The organism is Marinobacter confluentis (assembly GCF_004785685.1).
Lineage (GTDB): Bacteria > Pseudomonadota > Gammaproteobacteria > Pseudomonadales > Oleiphilaceae > Marinobacter > Marinobacter confluentis.
The window spans coordinates 227,724-243,923 of record NZ_SRPF01000004.1; the positions used below are offsets into that span (position 1 = coordinate 227,724).

Consider the following 16,200-nt stretch of genomic DNA (forward strand, 5'->3'; position numbering starts at 1 on the left):
TTTGTCAGGCCAGCCGGTCCAGGCGGGCAATAAGTCCGGGTTCCCAGTCGTTCAGCTGCATGTCGCGGGTCTGTTCCCTCAGATCCTGAACCTGCTGCCTGGCCAGGCTTTTCATGCCGCTGTCTTTCATCAATTGGCTGCTCATCAGGCGCCAGTAGAAGCGGTCCCGGGGTTCCCGGGCGCTCTCAAGTCCTTCTTCCAACAACTGCATGGCCGGGGCCAGACCTTTCTGTTCCAGGGCGCCTTTGGCGTCTTCGTAGGCGCTTTCCCAGGGGCTGGCGCCACCGCCTACACCACCTTTCGCCGGGCCGCTGAACAGCCAGTCGGCGGCGGCCTTGGGCAGAAAGGGGGTGCCATCGTTGAAGGTGGTATCCGCCAGTTCCGGTAATCGATCCACGAATGCCTTTACCTGCTGGCGAATGCCCTCGGCGCAATCGTGATGCCCCAGAGCACTGGCCACCTGGGCGCTGAGCCAGTGGCCTTCCAGCCAGAACGGGCTGACCGACAGGCTCTGTTCAACGCGCTGCCAAAGGGCTTTATCCGGCGCCTTGTCCAGGGCTTCGCGATAATCTGCCACCCGGTCAGCGCTGACCGCGGCCAGGTCGGTTTTCACGCCATCGCGGGTCGGCGGCACCGAGGTAATGCTCTGCCACAGGGCGTAACGCCGAAGCTGGTAACCCAGGGGTTCCGACGGCGTCAGTTCCGTCAGCAGGTCCGCCACTTTAAGCAGGCTCTGGCGCATGGCCCTCTCGTTGGACGAGTCCAGTGTCAGGCTGCCGAGGGAAACCGCTCCGGCACTGCTGCCCTGGTTCTGGTTTTCCTGGCTCTGACTGGTCGCAGCCGATGTAGATTCCTGAGCTGGCGAGGCCGAAGGCTTGGGGGCCTCGGCGGGCGACGGCAGTTTTTCCACCGCCCGGCGAAGGCTGAACAGGCCGTCGTCGGGTAATTCGCGTTCTTTCGCCTGCTGATCCAGTTTCGTCAGCAGCGCCAGACAATAGTCCCGACCGTCACCCACGCCCGGGTCAAAGGACACGGTGTTGATTTCTTTCAGGGACCGCTGGAGCATCTGATTGAAAAGCATCTTGCGCGCGCGTTTGCCCTTGTCGCCGGGATACGGCCAGGCGTCATCCCACCAGGCATCAAGCACCTGATTCAATAGATACAGTGACAGCGCAAACCGTTCACCGTCCCCACCCCGTTGCAGGCAGATCAACAGGAACCCCAGCACTTTCAGGTCCTTGCTGGTATCCGCCAGCAGGCGCAAAGACTCACTTTCCACCTTCGACCACTCAACCCCGGTGTGGGCCAGGGAGCCCACCTTCATGATCTCGTTTTCCAGGTACTCCATGGTGGCGTCTTCAGCCAGGCTATCGCCTGCCGGATGCTCACCGGGAAGCTTTGCCAGTACCGGCTCTACGTAAGGATGCTGCTCTACTGCTTGCATGATGAATCCCTTACCAGCCGCAGGCTTCGCGCAGCGGCCTGAGTGTGCTGCCAAAATCGGTCAGGTCGAACACCAGTCCGTCGATACGGCTGTTGGACGACGCCACGGTGACATCACTGGCTTTCGACATATCCAGAATCGTGCGGATCGCCGGTAGGCCACGGCCACCGCTAACCACATAGCCGTTATCCCGCACCCGCCACTTCTGTTTGCCCTGCCCGAAATCCAGGGTCAGCGGCTCATCGTCAATATCTTCCGGCAGCATCACGGTCAGCTCAGTGATGTTGTTGTGGCACTGAATGGCCAACAGCGGGCGCGGGGGCGCGGAACCCAATGCGCTGAGCGTCATCAGGTGCCCGGAGATCTGGCCGGTGTTGCGGTAGATCGGGCCGTCGTCGGGGCGACGGCGCTGTTCCTGGGCGAACGCCTGGCGCCAGCGCTCCGGCTGCTGGCCGCTGAAATCCTCGGCAAAAGCCACGGTAATGGGCGTGCCGAAGACATCATCAAAACAGGCCAGTCTTTCAAGCCTCTGGGCTTCGGCGGTGCAATCCCGGGCGTCTGAAAGCTGCCCGCTGGTGTCGGCCTGAACCGATGCAGTCCCGACAACGGCCAGGAACACAGCACCTGCGACCCAACTTAGATGACAACTTTGAATGAACGGATTCATACTTCTGTTACCTGATACTTCAAACATTTATGGGCCAGGGTGCGTTTGGGCAGGCCCAGACTGTCGGCCGCCTGCGCGCGGTTGCCGCCGTACTGGCGCAAACGCTCCCGGATGATGGCTGCTTCGTAGGCCTGGGACGCCGCCCGCAGGTCAAACACTTCCTCAGCCGTTGGAATGCCTGCCAGGCCGTCGGCCAGCGCCGGTTCGCCGAAGCAGCTTTCCTGGGTCGGAAACAGTTCGTCCAGCCGCAGCACTTCCGGCTGGATGTCGTCACCCACCGGCGTTTGCAGGCAGGCAAATTCAACGATATTTCTGAGTTCACGGGCGTTACCGGGGAAACTGTAGCCGGCAAGCAGTTTCAGTGCATGGCTGCTGATACCCATGGGTCCAGCGCCTTCGCGGGCGGTGTATTCCCGGATAAAATGCCGGCACAGGGGCTCCAGGTCGTCCGGACGATCCCGCAGTGGCAGCACCCGCAGCGGGAACTGGCTGAGGCGGAAGAACAGGTCCCGGCGGAAGCGACCGTCTTCGATGCATTCGTTCAGCGGCTGATGGGTAGCCGCAACCAGGCGGAAATCGGAATGCTGTTCCTGCTGGGCTCCCAATGGCCGGAAGCGGCGGCTTTCCAGAACCCGCAGCAGTTTTGACTGCAGTGCCATGGGCATATCGCCGATTTCGTCCAGAAACAGGGTGCCGCCATTGGCCTGGGCCAGCAGGCCCTCTTTGGCACGGTCGGCGCCGGAAAACGCACCTTTGGTGTGGCCGAAGAGTTCACTTTCCAGCAGGGTATCCGGGATGGCGGCGCAATTGACCACCACCATGGGTCCGTTTTTGCGGTCGGAGAACTGGTGGATGCCCTGGGCCACGATGTCTTTGCCGCAGCCGGTTTCACCCTGCACCAGAACCGAAAGCTGGCTGCCGGCGGCGCGGACGATCTGTGAGCGCAGGTCGGTCATGGCCATGGAGTTGCCCACCAGGGTTTCCGACAGCTGTTCACAGCTCTGGCGCATGGATTCGGCGTCGTGCAGGTTGTCCAGTGATCGCTTGAGCAATCGGCGCTGCCAGACCTGATCGCTGCTTCTTAGCTGGCTGACCCATTGGTGGGACAATAGGGTCAACAGACCGCGATACAGGGGCTGGGCGGTGATGCCTTCCCATTCGGGCTCTTCGTTGCACAGCACCAGGATGCCCAGGGTGCGGCCGTCTTCACCTTTAATAGGTTCCAGCCAGAATGATCTCGGGCGGTTGCTGGCGTCGACCATGGCCTGGAAGCCTTCATGGTCCAGGCGGTAGCTGGCGGCCCGTGACAGTTCCCGGGCTTTGCCTTGCTGAATCAGGTGCGCAAAGGGGTGGCTGAAGTCGCCGCAGTCGAATTCGCCCTGTTCGCCCAGTGCGGCACAGTGGAGGGTTCGGCCGCTGAGGTCGAGTTCCAGTGACCAGCAGCGGGTGAGGCCGAAGGTGTTCTGCAGTTGCCGCGAGGCGACATTCAGCAGGGTTGGCAGGTTGTCCTGCCGGAGCAGTTCAACCGCCAGGTCTATGCCGGTGTGCAACTCCGTTTGCATCCGTCCCATTTTTCCTTTCCCTGTAAGGTTTTTTTGGAGTTCGCCAACCGCGCATCCTGCGGGGTGGTTATCCAAAACACGCTGTGAATACATCCCTGTACGCTCTGCTCCGCCATCCATGGCTCCGCAAGGTTTTGGATAACCACCCCGCAGGCTACGCTCCGTTTCAGTTGTCCTCAGACAACAACCCCAGTGAATCTGTTTTCATCAACACCAAGCGTGACTTTTGCCACCGGCTCCCGTGCTGCCAGCTTCTCCAGCAGCGCCAGCGATACCGGCGGCAACAGCTCACCTTCGATAATCGATTCCAGCATCCGTGCACCGTTTTCGCTTCGGGTTGCACGGCTGCGGATGGCTTCGACCAGGCCTTCTTCCAGTTCAACCTCTGCCTGGTAACGCTCACCAATCTGGGTAGCCAGACGGTCGAGTTTGTCGGCGACGATGCGGTTGAGAGTTTCCTCGCCCAGCGGCAGGTAAGGTACCACTTCCATTCGAGCCAGCAGGGCCGGTTTGAAGAAGTCGGCGAGTTCCGGGTACAGGGCTTCTTCGATTTTCTCCGGCTCGTCCGCATTTTTCACGATGGTCTGGTAGCCCAGATTCGAGGTGAGGAAGAAGACGACGTTTTTGCAGTCGATCAACCGGCCTTCACCATCTGCCAGTTCGCCTTTGTCGAAGGCCTGGTAGAAGAGGTTGAGGACTTCCGGGTGGGCTTTTTCGACTTCGTCGAGCAGCACCACCGAATAAGGCTTCTGGCGGATGGCTTCGGTGAGGATGCCGCCTTCGCCGAATCCGACGTAGCCAGGGGGCGAACCGATCAGGCGGGAGACGGTGTGCTTTTCCTGGTATTCGGACATGTTAATGGTGGTCAGGAACTGGCGGCCGCCGTAGAGCAGTTCAGCCAGTTGTACGACCGTTTCCGTTTTACCGACGCCGCTCGGGCCTGCCAGCAGGAAGGCGCCCATGGGGCGGCCGGGGCGGCGCAGGTCAGCGCGGGCGGTGAGCAGGTGCTGGTGCAAGGCCTGAATGGCGGTGTCCTGGCCTTTGATGTGTTGGTACAGGTAGGCCGGCAGATGGGTGACTTTTTCCAGCTCGTCGGCGGTCATGCGGTTGACCGGGATGCCGGTCCAGTCGGCGATGACTTCGGCGATCTGGCGAGCATCTACCCGGGCGTGGACCAGGGGTTCGTCGGCCTGCAGTTCTGTCAGTTCCTGTTCAATGGCAGCGGCCTCGCTTTTCAGGTCCGGGGTTTCCTCGGCGGTTTCCGGCCCCTCTTCAACGGTCGTTTCTGCGTCACCAGCGTCGGCAACATCGTCCGCTAGCAGCTGTTGGCGGATTTCGACCAGTCGTGCGACCAGCTGGCGTTGGTCTTCCCAACGCTGCTCAAGGTTGGCAGCTTCGGTTCCCAGAATTTCCAGGCGCTCGACCAGTTCCGCTTCGCGGGTCAGATCCACGGTCTGGCCCAGGGTATGTTCCCGGGTCATCAGTTCCTGTTCCATGGCGAGCTGGTGCAGTTCGCTGCGCACGTGGCTCAGGCGGCGGGGTGGCGTGCTGAGGTTCAGGCTGACCCGGGCGCAGGCGGTGTCCAGTACGTCGATGGCCTTGTCCGGTAGTTGGCGACCGGCCAGGTAGCGGGCGGACATTTCGGCAGCGGCCTTCAGGGCGCTGTCGGCGATCAGGACCTGGTGGGACTGTTCATAAACCGTGCGCAGGCCACGCAGGATATGAACCGCCTGCTCTGGACTCGGTTCGTCCAGCGCCACGGGCTGGAAGCGACGGCTCAGGGCCGGGTCTTTTTCGAAGTATTTCTTGTACTCGCGCCAGGTGGTCGCCGCGATAGTGCGCAGTTCGCCGCGGGCCAGGGCGGGCTTGAGCAGGTTGGCGGCGTCAGAGCCGCCTTCACTGTTGCCAGCGCCGATCATTGTGTGGGCTTCGTCGATAAACAGGATGATGGGCGTGGGCGAGCTTTTCACCGCTTCGATCACGCCTTTCAGGCGCTTCTCGAACTCGCCTTTGACTGACGCACCTGCCTGCAGGGCGCCCATGTCCAGGGTCCAGAGTTCTACTTTGGCCAGGCGCTCCGGTACGTCACCGTTGACGATGCGCTGGGCCAGGCCTTCGACCACGGCGCTTTTGCCTACGCCGGCATCGCCCACCACAATCGGGTTGTTCTTGCGGCGACGGCAGAGAATGTCGATCATCTGGTCGATTTCCGCGTCCCGGCAGACTACCGGGTCGAGTTTCTTGTCCCGGGCCCGTTGGGTAAAGTCGGTGGCGTAGCGCTTCAGCGGGTCCATATCCACCTGGACCTGGGCGCCTTCCGCCGGGCCGTCTTCGGCTCGGGGCTGTTCAACAGAGCCTTTGGTCATCCGGTCAAACTGACGGCGAAGCTGCTCGCGGTTGATGTCTTTCAGGCGCTGGCTGACTTCTGGCATCAGGTAACGGTCTGCATTCAGCAGCAGTGCCAGCAGGATGGCGCCGGAACGGAGGTTGGTGTGGCCCAGTTCGGTGGAGGCGACCAGCCAGGCGTCCTGCAGCAGATCAATCAGCAGCGGCGAGAAAGACGGATAGGGTTCGGCCGTCTGGCGCTCGCCGTTGAGGCTGTCACCGATCACCGGCTGCAGCGTCAGGTGATCCACCTCGGTGTTTTCCAGAATCTGGCGGACGTCGGAAAACGGCGTGTCCAGCAATTTGAACAGCAGGTGCGCGGGTGTAATTTCCGCGCCCTGGCGGCTGATGCACAGCGCCGCTGAGCTTTCCAGGCCCTGGCGGCAAATCTCGTTTAGGCGCCCGATAAGCGCCGGTAGTTCTACCCGAATCACAGTGATCTCCTTATTTCGGGAGTTGTTCCAGTACGCTGAGCACATCCCTGATGCGTTCGTTCAGCGCCACGTTATAGAGCCAGTAAACACCGCCCATGGCCGCCAGAAACAGACCGCCGATACTCCATAGCGGCAGGCCGGTTCTAAGGCGGTTACGCGCCGGGGCGACATTGTCCAGGGCGCTGGCCAGGGGCTGCGGTTCCTGGTCCGCCCGCAATGAGCGGATCTGTTCATTAAGGCCGCGAATGATCTGCTCGTATTCGTCCCGGCCGTTGTCCATGACCTTGTAGCGGCCTTCAAAACCCAGGCACAGGCACAAGTGGATGAATTCCAGCATGTCGCGATAACGTTCCGGCTCCTGCTCCATGCGGGAGGTAATCGCGAAGACTTTTTCGCCGCCCCAGGTTTCATTGTGAAAACGGGACAACAGCGAGTGCTGGGACCAGATGCTGTGGGCGCCCCAGTCGGTGCCCAGAACGGCTTCATCAATAAAGGCGCAAAGCACGTAGCGATAGGCCACCACGGTGGGGCGCTCATAGCCCTGCTCCACCAGTTCCCGATCGATGGCGGCCACTTCGTCCACCACCTGCTGGTAAAGCTGTTCAACACCCCGAAAATCCGCCAGCCGACGGACACGAATGACCAGCCCAAGCAGCGGCGTGGCGGCATCGATCAGCCGGTTGTCTTCCAGCCCGCGCAGCTGGAATTGCTCATCCCCCAATCCGGACTCCTGATCCATATCGGGGTTCCGGGAATCGGCGAACAACAGGTCATCAAATGCACTGTCGCCGCTTTCCCGGGCGCCGTCTCTTGAGCCGTTAGAGGGTGAATCCATCACCGGTGCATTGGCCATGTTTTAGCTCCTGATTGCCCAGAACTGCATTTCCATACCCGGGAAGCTGCCCGCCACGTGGAAGGCAAAGCCGCTGGCGTTGTCCAGCATCTGCCAGGCCTGGCTCTGATCGTCCAGCCGGAAGTACACAAACCCGGCGTGATAAGGCAGCTGACGCGGTGCCACCGGCAGTGGCGTCAGTGGTACACCGGGCAGTTGCAGGCTGATGAGGTCGCGAATCTTCTCCACCGACGCCACCTTGCATTGCTGGGTAAACTGTTTGCGCAGATCGTCCAGCGGCATGTCTGCCTTCACCGCCAGGATGAATTCCGCCTGCCCGATCAGCTGAGCGTCCTGGATTGGCGCAACGGTCAGGCCGTACTGGCGCTGCTGCAGCTGGATGGCCAGGGCGCGCGGTTCCAGAACCGTGCTCAGGGACTGTCGCAGCACCTGCATCAGCGGAGTAAAGCTGTCTTCCGGCAGGTCGTGGTCGTAAGCCGTGAATTCCTGAGGCAGCCGGTTTTCATCGGTAAACGTCACCAGTTCCCCGCAAAGCTCCAGCAGGGCTTCGTAGAGCCGTTCCGGATGAAGCTGGCGCAGCCGGGCCAGATGCATAAATTTCGGGTGTGCCCGGTTCAGCATCTGCAGCAGCATGAAATCGGCAACGTCTGCCACCCCACCCTGGCCGGGGGCGCCCACACGCTCGGCGATGTTCTTGGCGCGTTCACGCATCAGGCCGGCCATCTCGCCCACAAAACGCTGAAGGCGTGGCGCGGCGCGAACGCTGAGCATGGTGGGCACGAAGTTCGGGTCCATCACCAGACTACCGTCCGGGCGTTTTTCCAGGATCCGGCCGATGGCCAGGGCGGCGTAGGCGCTGCGATCGTCCCGTTCCAGCATCAGGCGCGGGGCAACCCGGGCCACATCAATGGCGTGGGAATCGCCGTCGATGGAGTGCAGGTCGCGGACTTCCGAACTCTGGGCCCGAAAGCGCCCGGCAATCGCGGCTTCCGGCCACTCCACTTCCGCCAGGCTTTCGCTGCCCAGTGGCAGAGCCAAGTAAACCACCTGGTTCGCCACCGAGGCGTCGGTGATTTCCAGCGGCTCCGGCATAACGTCGTCTTCCGGCAGGCAGAAGCGGGTGCCGTCGGGAAACAGGCCGCTAGCCCGGACCAGGCCGACCCGCCCGAAACTCAGGTATTCGGCGTTCAGTTGCAGGTCGCTGAAGCCATACAGGAAGTCAGAGACCGCCAGGGCTCGCTCGTTGATCTGGTGTTCCAGGTAACGCTGTTGTTGCTGGAAGTGCTGCGGCTTGATAAACAGCCCGTCACTCCAGACGACTCGGTTGGTTGCAGACATCAGGATTCATCCGACCTTCTGAGTTGAACTTCACGATCGCGCAGGTTGACCAGCAGGTGGTAACGACCGCCCATGGGATCCACTTTCACCACCTTCTTCCACTGGGAAAGGTTGGGATAGGCGTAGAAAGCGATGACACCGATGAAGCGGGTTTCCTCGTCAATGTCGAAGGGTTCGATAAACTTGAACTGGCCGGGCACCAGGGTGTAATCGCTGTGGTCGATGTAGTTGCGACCCAGGGAGGGTTCCAACTCGCCCAGCAGCTGATCAAAATCCGCCGCCATCAGGCGGGAGCTGTCCCGCATCTCGATGATCTGGAAAGCGATCGGTGTTGGGGCCAGGGATTCATTCGGATTCACATCCGGCTCCGCCACCATGGTCAGGTCGACGCGGCTGGGCAGGTCTTCCGCATAGCCCACGGGGATATCCGGATCCCACATGACTTTCGCGGTTTTGGTGACCGCGTTGTAGGGCGTGCTACAGCCCGCCAGAAAAAGGACGGCAACCAGCAAATTCCATTTGCAGTACTTCATGACAGATCTTCCCTCTGTAATTGGCGCAGTTGTTGGTCGTAGGCCTGTTCAAAGACCTCCTGAAAAAGGCGTTCAAATCCCTGCTGACGGCTGGAACTCAACTCCTCGTAATAGTGTTGGTACATTTCCCAGGCCCAGTTGCCCTCCGGCTCGTCGGTTTTCAGCCCACGGCGGTAACCGTGGAAGCGGCGCAGCAGCGCCTGGGGTGAAAAAGCGTGCAGGATGGCATTGAGCCCTTCCCTGATGGCGACCTGGGTTGCCATCTGGTGGTGGTGCAGGCTCTGCAGGCTCTCACTGACCGCGGCAGGGGCCGACAGATGCACCGGGCTGCGCTGGCTGGCGAATAGGGTCTGGACGGTGTCGCCATAGTCGCCGCCCAGGCGCAGTGGATTGTCCTCGATAGGCTGCAGGCGGGTGCGCAGGGCCTGATGGCGGCTGTCCTCCCCCTGATGCAACGCCAGCAGGCCTTCCACCGTTGCTTTTAACGTCTGCCCGGCTTCTTCCAGAAAAAGCCGCAGGTCATCACTGTTCTCAAACGACAGATGGCTGTCCATACCGCGCATGAGCGGCGCGCCACTGATGTGGTTGCGGCTCTGGTCAGGTGCTTCCGACTCGACCTGTCTGGTTCTGTTTTCCGACATCCTGTCTTTTCCTCCCTGGCGGATTGGCAGCCCGATAGCCACATCCCGGTTTTCACGATATTCATCCGTGACCGTTGTGGTCACGCCTGCACTCCTATCAGGCCGGGGCTCTTCCCACGCCAACATCGGGTCTTCGCTGACGGCCTCTCCCGGTGCAGGCCTGAATTCTTGCATGGGTTCGTCACCGAAAAACTGTGCTTCGCGGCGTTCAGCCCGGACCAGATCGCCTTCATCCACATCCACCAATGACGAGTCTTCAGTGTCTTCGCCAAATTCGGCGGCCGCCTGGCGCTGATCAAACACCTCAGCCTTGAGCTGATAGCGCCCGATGGTGATCAGGTCGCCACTTTTCAGCCGAGCCCTGCGGCCGCGACCTACCGGCTGGGTGCCACTGTTGATATAAGTGCGGCCGCTGCGGTCAATCAGGCAGAAAACACCGTCCATAAAGCGCACTTCCGCATGGCCCTGAGCGGCGCCAGTGCGATGGGAGGACAGCCGCCAGGTGTCGCTTTCGGCGCTGCCAATGGAGCCACCGGACACCCCGAAGACGTGTTCACGGCTCGCACCACTGGCAACCTGGGTGGGGTTGCTGACCACCAGTTTCAGGTTGCGATCTGTTTGATGTTCCATATCCTCAAATCCTTGTTAGCGGCGAATCTGCAGGCGAACCGCCGGCAGCTCACTGGCCTTGTCCGGCGTTACAAACGAGTTCCAGCCCAGCCGGATGTCGTTCCCCAGTTCCATGGGTCGGATGTCCTTTTCCCGCATCTGCAGTTCCAGGTCGTAGGCCAACTGTTCCCGGGTAACAAACTCAACCAGCTTCACCAGGCGTTCGTGTTCCTCTCCATCCGGCAGAAACTCTGCGAACCGCTTGCGATCCAGGTTGCGGATGCGCAGCACGAACTTGCCGCTGCGATCCCGGATGGCGGAACCCACAAGAGTGTCATTCCCCAGGCTGCCGTTGGCCTGCCCCAGCCGGGTCTGCTGATCACTGGGAATCTGCACCTTGCGCAGTACCCACTGTTCAATTTCCACGCTGTCGAGATCAAAGCAGTGACCGATGATGCCGCTGACCACTTCCGGCGAGCGGCTGCGGCCCGCCATCAGCCCGGCGTAAGCCAGCATCTTTGACCAGTTGACCGGCGTTGCCTGGCGCAGCTTCGGATCACTCAGGCCCACCAGGGCAAAAATGTGATCGGAAAAGCCGTCCGAGGCTTCCGGGCGGAATCGCACGTAGTAGCGGTATTTGCGCCAGGCCCGGTGAAACAGGGTCACCAGGCGGTGATTGAAGAAATCCAGAAAATGCCGACGCACGCCCAGATTCTGCCCCGCTTCCCATGCAAGATCTTCCAGGTAGTAACCCGGCAGCGGCGACTGGGCGCCGTGCAGGCCAAGAAAGCTGACTTCGAGCTGATAAGGCGCGTGTTCGTGTTCCGGCGACGCCGCCGACACCACATCGCTGCCCGGAAAGCCCAGCCCGGCAGAGGCGGAAAACCGGATACGCTCCTGTTGGGGCTGCTCGTCCTGAGCCCGCTCCAGATCGTCACCGTGGTGCCGGTGGATCAGGTCCACCAGCTGGAAAAAGTTGTAGCGCCGTGCATTGCCCAGTACGGGTTGCAGTTCGGCTACATCAGAGGCTGCTGGCCTTGCTGTAACGTCCATGTGTACCGTTCCTGGTTGTCTTCGTTCACCACTTCCAGGTGGTGAAATGCGTTAATACTGGCGTAAAGCGCAAAGAACTGGCTGAGCACCGTGCCAAACATATACAGGTCGCCTTCCGAGGCGAACGACTGCTGATCCAGCTTCATCACCGAACGGATGCCCCTTACCGGCAGGCCACGGATCATTCGGTCCACCGGGTTGGTTTCAATGTCGAGAATGCCGGAAAGACGCTTCCGGGAAATTCGCTCGGCCTGGCGATCGACCAGCGCCCGGAAGTCATAAACCCGCAGCACGGTTCTCAGAGCGTCCACGTCCAGCAGCGACAGATAATTCAGGGACAGGTTGGAAATCAGTGTCCACAGCAGGCTGCCGTCTAACGTTGGGCGCAGTGTTTGCGTCGGCCGGGTGATGTTGCTGAAAGATGCAAACGCCGGGGTGCTTTCTGTCGCCATGGAGATTTCACCCACGGCCAGCTGATGTGGCAACTGGCGGTTGGTGCAGGTCAGGGTCAGTGACACCGCTTCCTGGCGATTCATGCATTCGGACTCGTCGCCGCGTACAAACGAAATATAGTGATCGAAACCATCCCCGCGCACGCTGTCACGGGCCTTGACCCGGTAATAAAGCGCCTTTCGCCCACGCTCCCGCTCCACTTCGTGCTGGAAGCTTTCAAACGCAGTGTAGATACGCGGCTCGCCCAGCCCGCTGCGACCTTCCAGCCAGCCTTCCACCTGCTCAATGTTGAACACTTCATAGTGCTCCGGTGATCGACTGGAGGGCGCGATCCGGTATTCGGTCTGGCGGCCGTTCAGATCAACCGGATCGGCTTCGTGGCTGAACAGATTGATGGCCGGGGTGCAGTAAAGCTGGAAATTCTCGGCGCGGATTTTCACATCCGGCGGCAGAATCCGGCTGAAATGGAAACGCAGGCTGATTTCATCGGCCTGGACTGCTGGCAGCCTGGGGGCCAGGCCCTGTAGATCTACAAACCGGAAGGCTTCAGGGAAGCTCAGATATTCCTGCAGAATCCGGTAACCGGGATAGGCGTTTTTCGGATACGGCAGCAGTGCTTCGTCGCTGGCAAATCCGACCGGCTGCAGCAGGCTCGATGGAATGGTGTAGGTTGCATCACCAACGGTCAGTTCGACTTTCTGCAGGTAGTGGTTCAGCCACAGGTACAGGGTTTCGCCAATATGGTTTTCACCGCCTAAATAGAAGCGCAGATTTTCCAGACCTATGACGTTCAAGGGCTGATCTGTGTGCAGCGCCAGGTCGACGGTGACGGAAGACACTTCACGGGAATGCTCGGCGTGGGCGTCGGCCACGGTCAGTGGCAAGACGTCAACGGCTCGGCAGGTGCGGAACCGGCACTGGGTCTGGCGGCTGGCGTCGCCCAGGGGGCGGCTTTTGATTTCGGTGTGGCGTTCGACCCGCTGGCGTTCACTGATGGCGTGAAGCTGGGGATCGAAGCGCATGATGGTGCAGCTGGGTACTGGCCTTAAATAGTTGGGCCACAGCATGTTGAGCAGCGAATGGGTCAGTTCCGGAAACTCGTCCTCGACCTTCTCGCGGAGCTTGCCTGTGAGAAAAGCGAAGCCTTCCAGCAGCCGTTCAACGTCCGGGTCGGTGCTTTGCTCAGAGAGAAAACGGGTCAGCTGAGGATGCGCATCGGCAAACTCCCGGCCCTGCAATCTGAGAAAACTGAGTTCGTCCCTGTAAAACCGATTCAACTTCATAGAACTACTACACCAAGTTCGATTGCGGGCCTGATATTTCCCGCTGACTCCGAGCTCAGGTCAGGTGTGGCTCCCAAAAGACGCTCCTTCGGCCCATCCTTGGGGCGCTTGGGCTCCGCCATCCTTGGCTCCGCACACTTTTGGGAGCCACACCTGCCCTGACCTCTCATCCTTGTCCGATAGCTACTTCCTTTGAATTCACATCACCCGGTAGTAGCGCTTGTCATCCAATAACAAATCAATGGTCGTTTTATCGTCTTCCGAACCCACCCTCAGGTAGACCGTTACCTGGAACCGAAGCTGCAATGGGTCCGGCCCCTGGGGCATGGCCATTACGTCGACCCGGCTCACTCTGGGTTCGAATTTCTCAATACACTGCCGAATGGCGCCTCGAATGCGGATGCTCAGGTCGTGGGTACCCAGGGTGGCGTCGTTGAAGTCCACCAGGCCAAGGTCTGGTACGCTCTGGCTGTTGCCCGGATGGGCATTCAGCAGGCGTACCAGGTGGCGTTTGATGGAATCCACCACATGGGTGACTTCTCCCATGCTCTGCCCCGCTGGCTCGGCAGCCTGTTCCAGTCGTTCGAACAGGCTGCCGCCCGGAACCTGAACACCGTCTGCGCCGGTGTTCATGGACATGGATTAATCCTTGTCCAGTCGGCCAACCAGTGACAGTTCGAAGTTCGCACCCATGTACTTGAAGTGCGGACGAACCGCCAGTGATACCTGGTACCAGCCCGGATCGCCTTCCACGTCGGAAACGGTGACCTTGGCGGCGCGCAGGGGGCGACGGCTGCGGACGTCGGCCGGGGGGTTTTCCTGGTCGGCGACGTACTGGCGGATCCAGGTGTTGAGCTCGCGCTCAAGGTCCTGGCGCTCTTTCCAGGAGCCGATCTGTTCGCGCTGCAGCACTTTGATGTAGTGCGCCAGGCGGTTCACGATCATCATGTAAGGCAGTTGTGTACCCAGCTTATAGTTGGTTTCCGCTTCCTTGCCTTCCTTGGTGTTCGGGAACTGCTTGGGCTTCTGTACCGAGTTGGCGGAGAAGAAGGCGGCGTTGTCGCTGCCTTTGCGCATGGTCAGGGCGATGAAGCCTTCGTCGGCCATTTCGTATTCGCGACGGTCGGTGATCAGCACCTCGGTCGGAATCTTGGCTTCCAGCTGGCCGAAGGATTCAAAGGTGTGAACCGGCAGGTCTTCTACCGAACCACCGCTCTGCGGGCCAATGATGTTCGGGCACCAGCGGTACTTGGCGAAGCTTTCGGTCAGGCGCGTGGCTAGGAGATAGGCGGTGTTGCCCCACAGGTAATGCTCGTGGTCGCCAGACACATCTTCCTTGTAGTTGAAGCTGCGCACCGGGTTTTCCGTGGGGTCGTAAGGCACCCGCAGCAGGAAGCGTGGTGAGGTCAGGCCCAGATAGCGGGCGTCTTCCGACTCGCGCAGGGAACGCCACTTGGCATATTTCGGGCCTTCGAAAACGGCTTTCAGTTCCTTGATGGCTGGCAGTTCCTGGTAGCTGTCAACGCCGAAGAAAGAGGGCGCAACCGAGGACAGGAAAGGCGCGTGGGCCATGGCGCCGACAGACGACACATACTGCAGCAGCTTCATGTCTGGGGTGGACGGTGTGAAGGCGTAGTTGCCGACGACCGCGCCGACAGGTTCACCGCCAAACTGGCCGTATTCGGTGGAGTAAATGTGCTGGTAGAAACCGGTCTGGGTGACGTCCGGTGCGAACTCGAAGTCTTCCAGCAGTTCGGTCTTGGTGGCGTGCAGAATGTCCACCTTGATGTTCTCGCGGAAGTCGGTGCGATCCACCATCAGCTTCAGGCCGCGCCAGGAGGATTCCAGTTCCTGCAGCTTGGGCGCGTGCAGGATTTCATCCATCTGGGCGCTGATCTTGCGATCCAGCTCGACCACCATCTGGTCGACCAGTGCCTTGTTGACCGGCTGGCCTTTCTCGTCGCTTTTCAGCAGGTTGGAGATAAACGTTGCGACGCCGCGGCGGGCAACATCGTAGCCTTCATCAGCGGGCGCCATGCGGCTGTTGGCCATGACCTGGTCCAACAACGATCCCTCGGCGACAGCTTCGGTAGCAGCAGATTGCTGCTCAGCAGTATCAGACATACCACATCCCTTCAGTACGTTTTAAACACAATGTGAAAGCTGCCAGTGTTGGCAGAATTCAGACAAAAGTTCAGATAAAAGTTCGGCTCAAAAGTCCGGATTATTCGCCGCTTTCGTCCGTGGCCAGCTCAAGCTCCTGAAGGAGTTTGTCGCGGGCATCGTCGTTGTCCAGCAGTTCCTGCAGCTTGGACCGGAACGACGGCACATTACCCAGCGGGCCCTTGAGGGCAACCAGCGCTTCACGAAGCTCGATCAGCTTCTTGAGCTCTGGAACCTGACGGGAAATGCTGTCCGGAGAGAAGTCATCCAGGGTCTGGAATTCAAGATTGACCGGCAGTTCGTCGGCTTCGTCTTCCAGCTTGTTGGTGACCGTAGTGGAAAGCGTCAGACCGGCTTCTGACATGACAGAACGGAAGTTGTTCTTGTCAACAGAAATGGCCTTACGTTCTTCGATGGGGGTTTCTTCGGGTTGTCCCTTGAAGTCGCCGACGACGAACATCTTCAGCGGCAGTTCAGTTTCTGCCTGCTGGTCACCGGTGGCGGGGACGTATTTGATATTGATGCGCTCTTTAGGCGCGACGGAACCGTCTTTTGACGACATGCGCTTGCTCCCTGTGCTCCATTTGCAAACATTCTTGTTTGCCGTGATACATTCCTTTGTACGCACCCTCCCGGCACGTGACCCCCGAAACTCTACACATGAATTTATCGTCACTCAAGCAAAGAATGGCCAGCGGCGGGCAAAAAAAGACCCGAGGCAAGAAATTGCCAACCCATCGACATTCTGACCGTTTTGGCGTCAGCAGCGAGTCCCGCTATAC

The 16,200-nt window shown here is 60.2% G+C and carries 13 protein-coding genes; all 13 read right to left on the reverse strand.

All coding sequences use genetic code 11. The features are described 5' to 3' along the window. Positions 1–4 precede the first annotated feature (4 nt). Positions 5–1,444 (reverse strand): type VI secretion system protein TssA, encoded by a 1,440-nt coding sequence (tssA, locus tag E5Q11_RS14100; RefSeq protein WP_135804083.1) that lies wholly within the window; start codon positions 1,442–1,444, stop codon positions 5–7. A 10-nt stretch (positions 1,445–1,454) separates the two neighbouring features. Further along, the gene (gene vasI, locus E5Q11_RS14105; protein ID WP_225314912.1) at positions 1,455–2,063 is read right to left on the reverse strand and encodes a type VI secretion system-associated protein VasI; all 609 of its coding nucleotides are present in this window, start codon (positions 2,061–2,063) and stop codon (positions 1,455–1,457) included. Between the two features lie 44 nt (positions 2,064–2,107). Next, complete coding sequence (locus E5Q11_RS14110) at positions 2,108–3,673, reverse strand: sigma-54 interaction domain-containing protein (RefSeq protein WP_135804085.1); 1,566 nt, start codon at positions 3,671–3,673, stop codon at positions 2,108–2,110. Between the two features lie 176 nt (positions 3,674–3,849). Beyond that, positions 3,850–6,492 (reverse strand): type VI secretion system ATPase TssH, encoded by a 2,643-nt coding sequence (gene tssH, locus E5Q11_RS14115; protein WP_191964434.1) that lies wholly within the window; start codon positions 6,490–6,492, stop codon positions 3,850–3,852. A 10-nt stretch (positions 6,493–6,502) separates the two neighbouring features. Beyond that, positions 6,503–7,345, reverse strand: a complete 843-nt coding sequence (gene icmH / locus E5Q11_RS14120; RefSeq protein WP_135804087.1) for a type IVB secretion system protein IcmH/DotU — start codon at positions 7,343–7,345, stop codon at positions 6,503–6,505. A gap of 3 nt (positions 7,346–7,348) precedes the next feature. Further along, positions 7,349–8,683: a type VI secretion system baseplate subunit TssK gene (gene tssK, locus E5Q11_RS14125; protein WP_135804088.1), complete on the reverse strand. Its 1,335-nt coding sequence runs from the start codon at positions 8,681–8,683 to the stop codon at positions 7,349–7,351. Then, positions 8,683–9,216: a type VI secretion system lipoprotein TssJ gene (gene tssJ / locus E5Q11_RS14130; protein WP_135804089.1), complete on the reverse strand. Its 534-nt coding sequence runs from the start codon at positions 9,214–9,216 to the stop codon at positions 8,683–8,685. The genes tssK and tssJ overlap by 1 nt, the downstream gene beginning before the upstream one ends. Then, positions 9,213–10,487 (reverse strand): type VI secretion system-associated FHA domain protein TagH, encoded by a 1,275-nt coding sequence (gene tagH / locus E5Q11_RS14135; RefSeq protein ID WP_135804090.1) that lies wholly within the window; start codon positions 10,485–10,487, stop codon positions 9,213–9,215. The genes tssJ and tagH overlap by 4 nt, the downstream gene beginning before the upstream one ends. Positions 10,488–10,502: 15 nt before the next feature. Continuing rightward, a complete protein-coding gene (gene tssG / locus E5Q11_RS14140) occupies positions 10,503–11,519 on the reverse strand; it encodes a type VI secretion system baseplate subunit TssG (RefSeq protein ID WP_135804091.1) in 1,017 nt (338 codons plus the stop codon). Beyond that, entirely contained in the window at positions 11,483–13,255 is a 1,773-nt protein-coding gene (gene tssF / locus E5Q11_RS14145; protein ID WP_135804092.1) for a type VI secretion system baseplate subunit TssF, read from the reverse strand. The genes tssG and tssF overlap by 37 nt, the downstream gene beginning before the upstream one ends. Positions 13,256–13,453: 198 nt before the next feature. Next, positions 13,454–13,894: a type VI secretion system baseplate subunit TssE gene (tssE, locus tag E5Q11_RS14150; RefSeq protein ID WP_135804093.1), complete on the reverse strand. Its 441-nt coding sequence runs from the start codon at positions 13,892–13,894 to the stop codon at positions 13,454–13,456. A gap of 3 nt (positions 13,895–13,897) precedes the next feature. Next, positions 13,898–15,379, reverse strand: coding sequence for a type VI secretion system contractile sheath large subunit (gene tssC, locus E5Q11_RS14155; RefSeq protein WP_135804094.1), 1,482 nt, complete (start codon positions 15,377–15,379; stop codon positions 13,898–13,900). A 100-nt stretch (positions 15,380–15,479) separates the two neighbouring features. Continuing rightward, positions 15,480–15,980 carry a type VI secretion system contractile sheath small subunit gene (tssB, locus tag E5Q11_RS14160; RefSeq protein WP_135804095.1) on the reverse strand — a complete coding sequence of 167 codons (501 nt, stop codon included), beginning with the start codon at positions 15,978–15,980 and terminating at the stop codon, positions 15,480–15,482. Between the last annotated feature and the right edge of the window lie 220 nt (positions 15,981–16,200).

Bases quoted from the DNA above. Each gene is read 5' to 3' on its own strand.
- tssK (WP_135804088.1), bottom strand. From the start codon at position 8,683: ATGTCTGCAACCAACCGAGTCGTCTGGAGTGACGGGCTGTTTATCAAG.
- tssA (WP_135804083.1), bottom strand. From the start codon at position 1,444: ATGCAAGCAGTAGAGCAGCATCCTTACGTAGAGCCGGTACTGGCAAAG.
- icmH (WP_135804087.1), bottom strand. From the start codon at position 7,345: ATGGCCAATGCACCGGTGATGGATTCACCCTCTAACGGCTCAAGAGAC.
- E5Q11_RS14110 (WP_135804085.1), bottom strand. From the start codon at position 3,673: ATGCAAACGGAGTTGCACACCGGCATAGACCTGGCGGTTGAACTGCTC.
- tssE (WP_135804093.1), bottom strand. From the start codon at position 13,894: ATGTCCATGAACACCGGCGCAGACGGTGTTCAGGTTCCGGGCGGCAGC.
- tssG (WP_135804091.1), bottom strand. From the start codon at position 11,519: ATGGACGTTACAGCAAGGCCAGCAGCCTCTGATGTAGCCGAACTGCAA.
- tssJ (WP_135804089.1), bottom strand. From the start codon at position 9,216: ATGAAGTACTGCAAATGGAATTTGCTGGTTGCCGTCCTTTTTCTGGCG.
- tssB (WP_135804095.1), bottom strand. From the start codon at position 15,980: ATGTCGTCAAAAGACGGTTCCGTCGCGCCTAAAGAGCGCATCAATATC.
- tssC (WP_135804094.1), bottom strand. From the start codon at position 15,379: ATGTCTGATACTGCTGAGCAGCAATCTGCTGCTACCGAAGCTGTCGCC.
- tagH (WP_135804090.1), bottom strand. From the start codon at position 10,487: ATGGAACATCAAACAGATCGCAACCTGAAACTGGTGGTCAGCAACCCC.
- tssF (WP_135804092.1), bottom strand. From the start codon at position 13,255: ATGAAGTTGAATCGGTTTTACAGGGACGAACTCAGTTTTCTCAGATTG.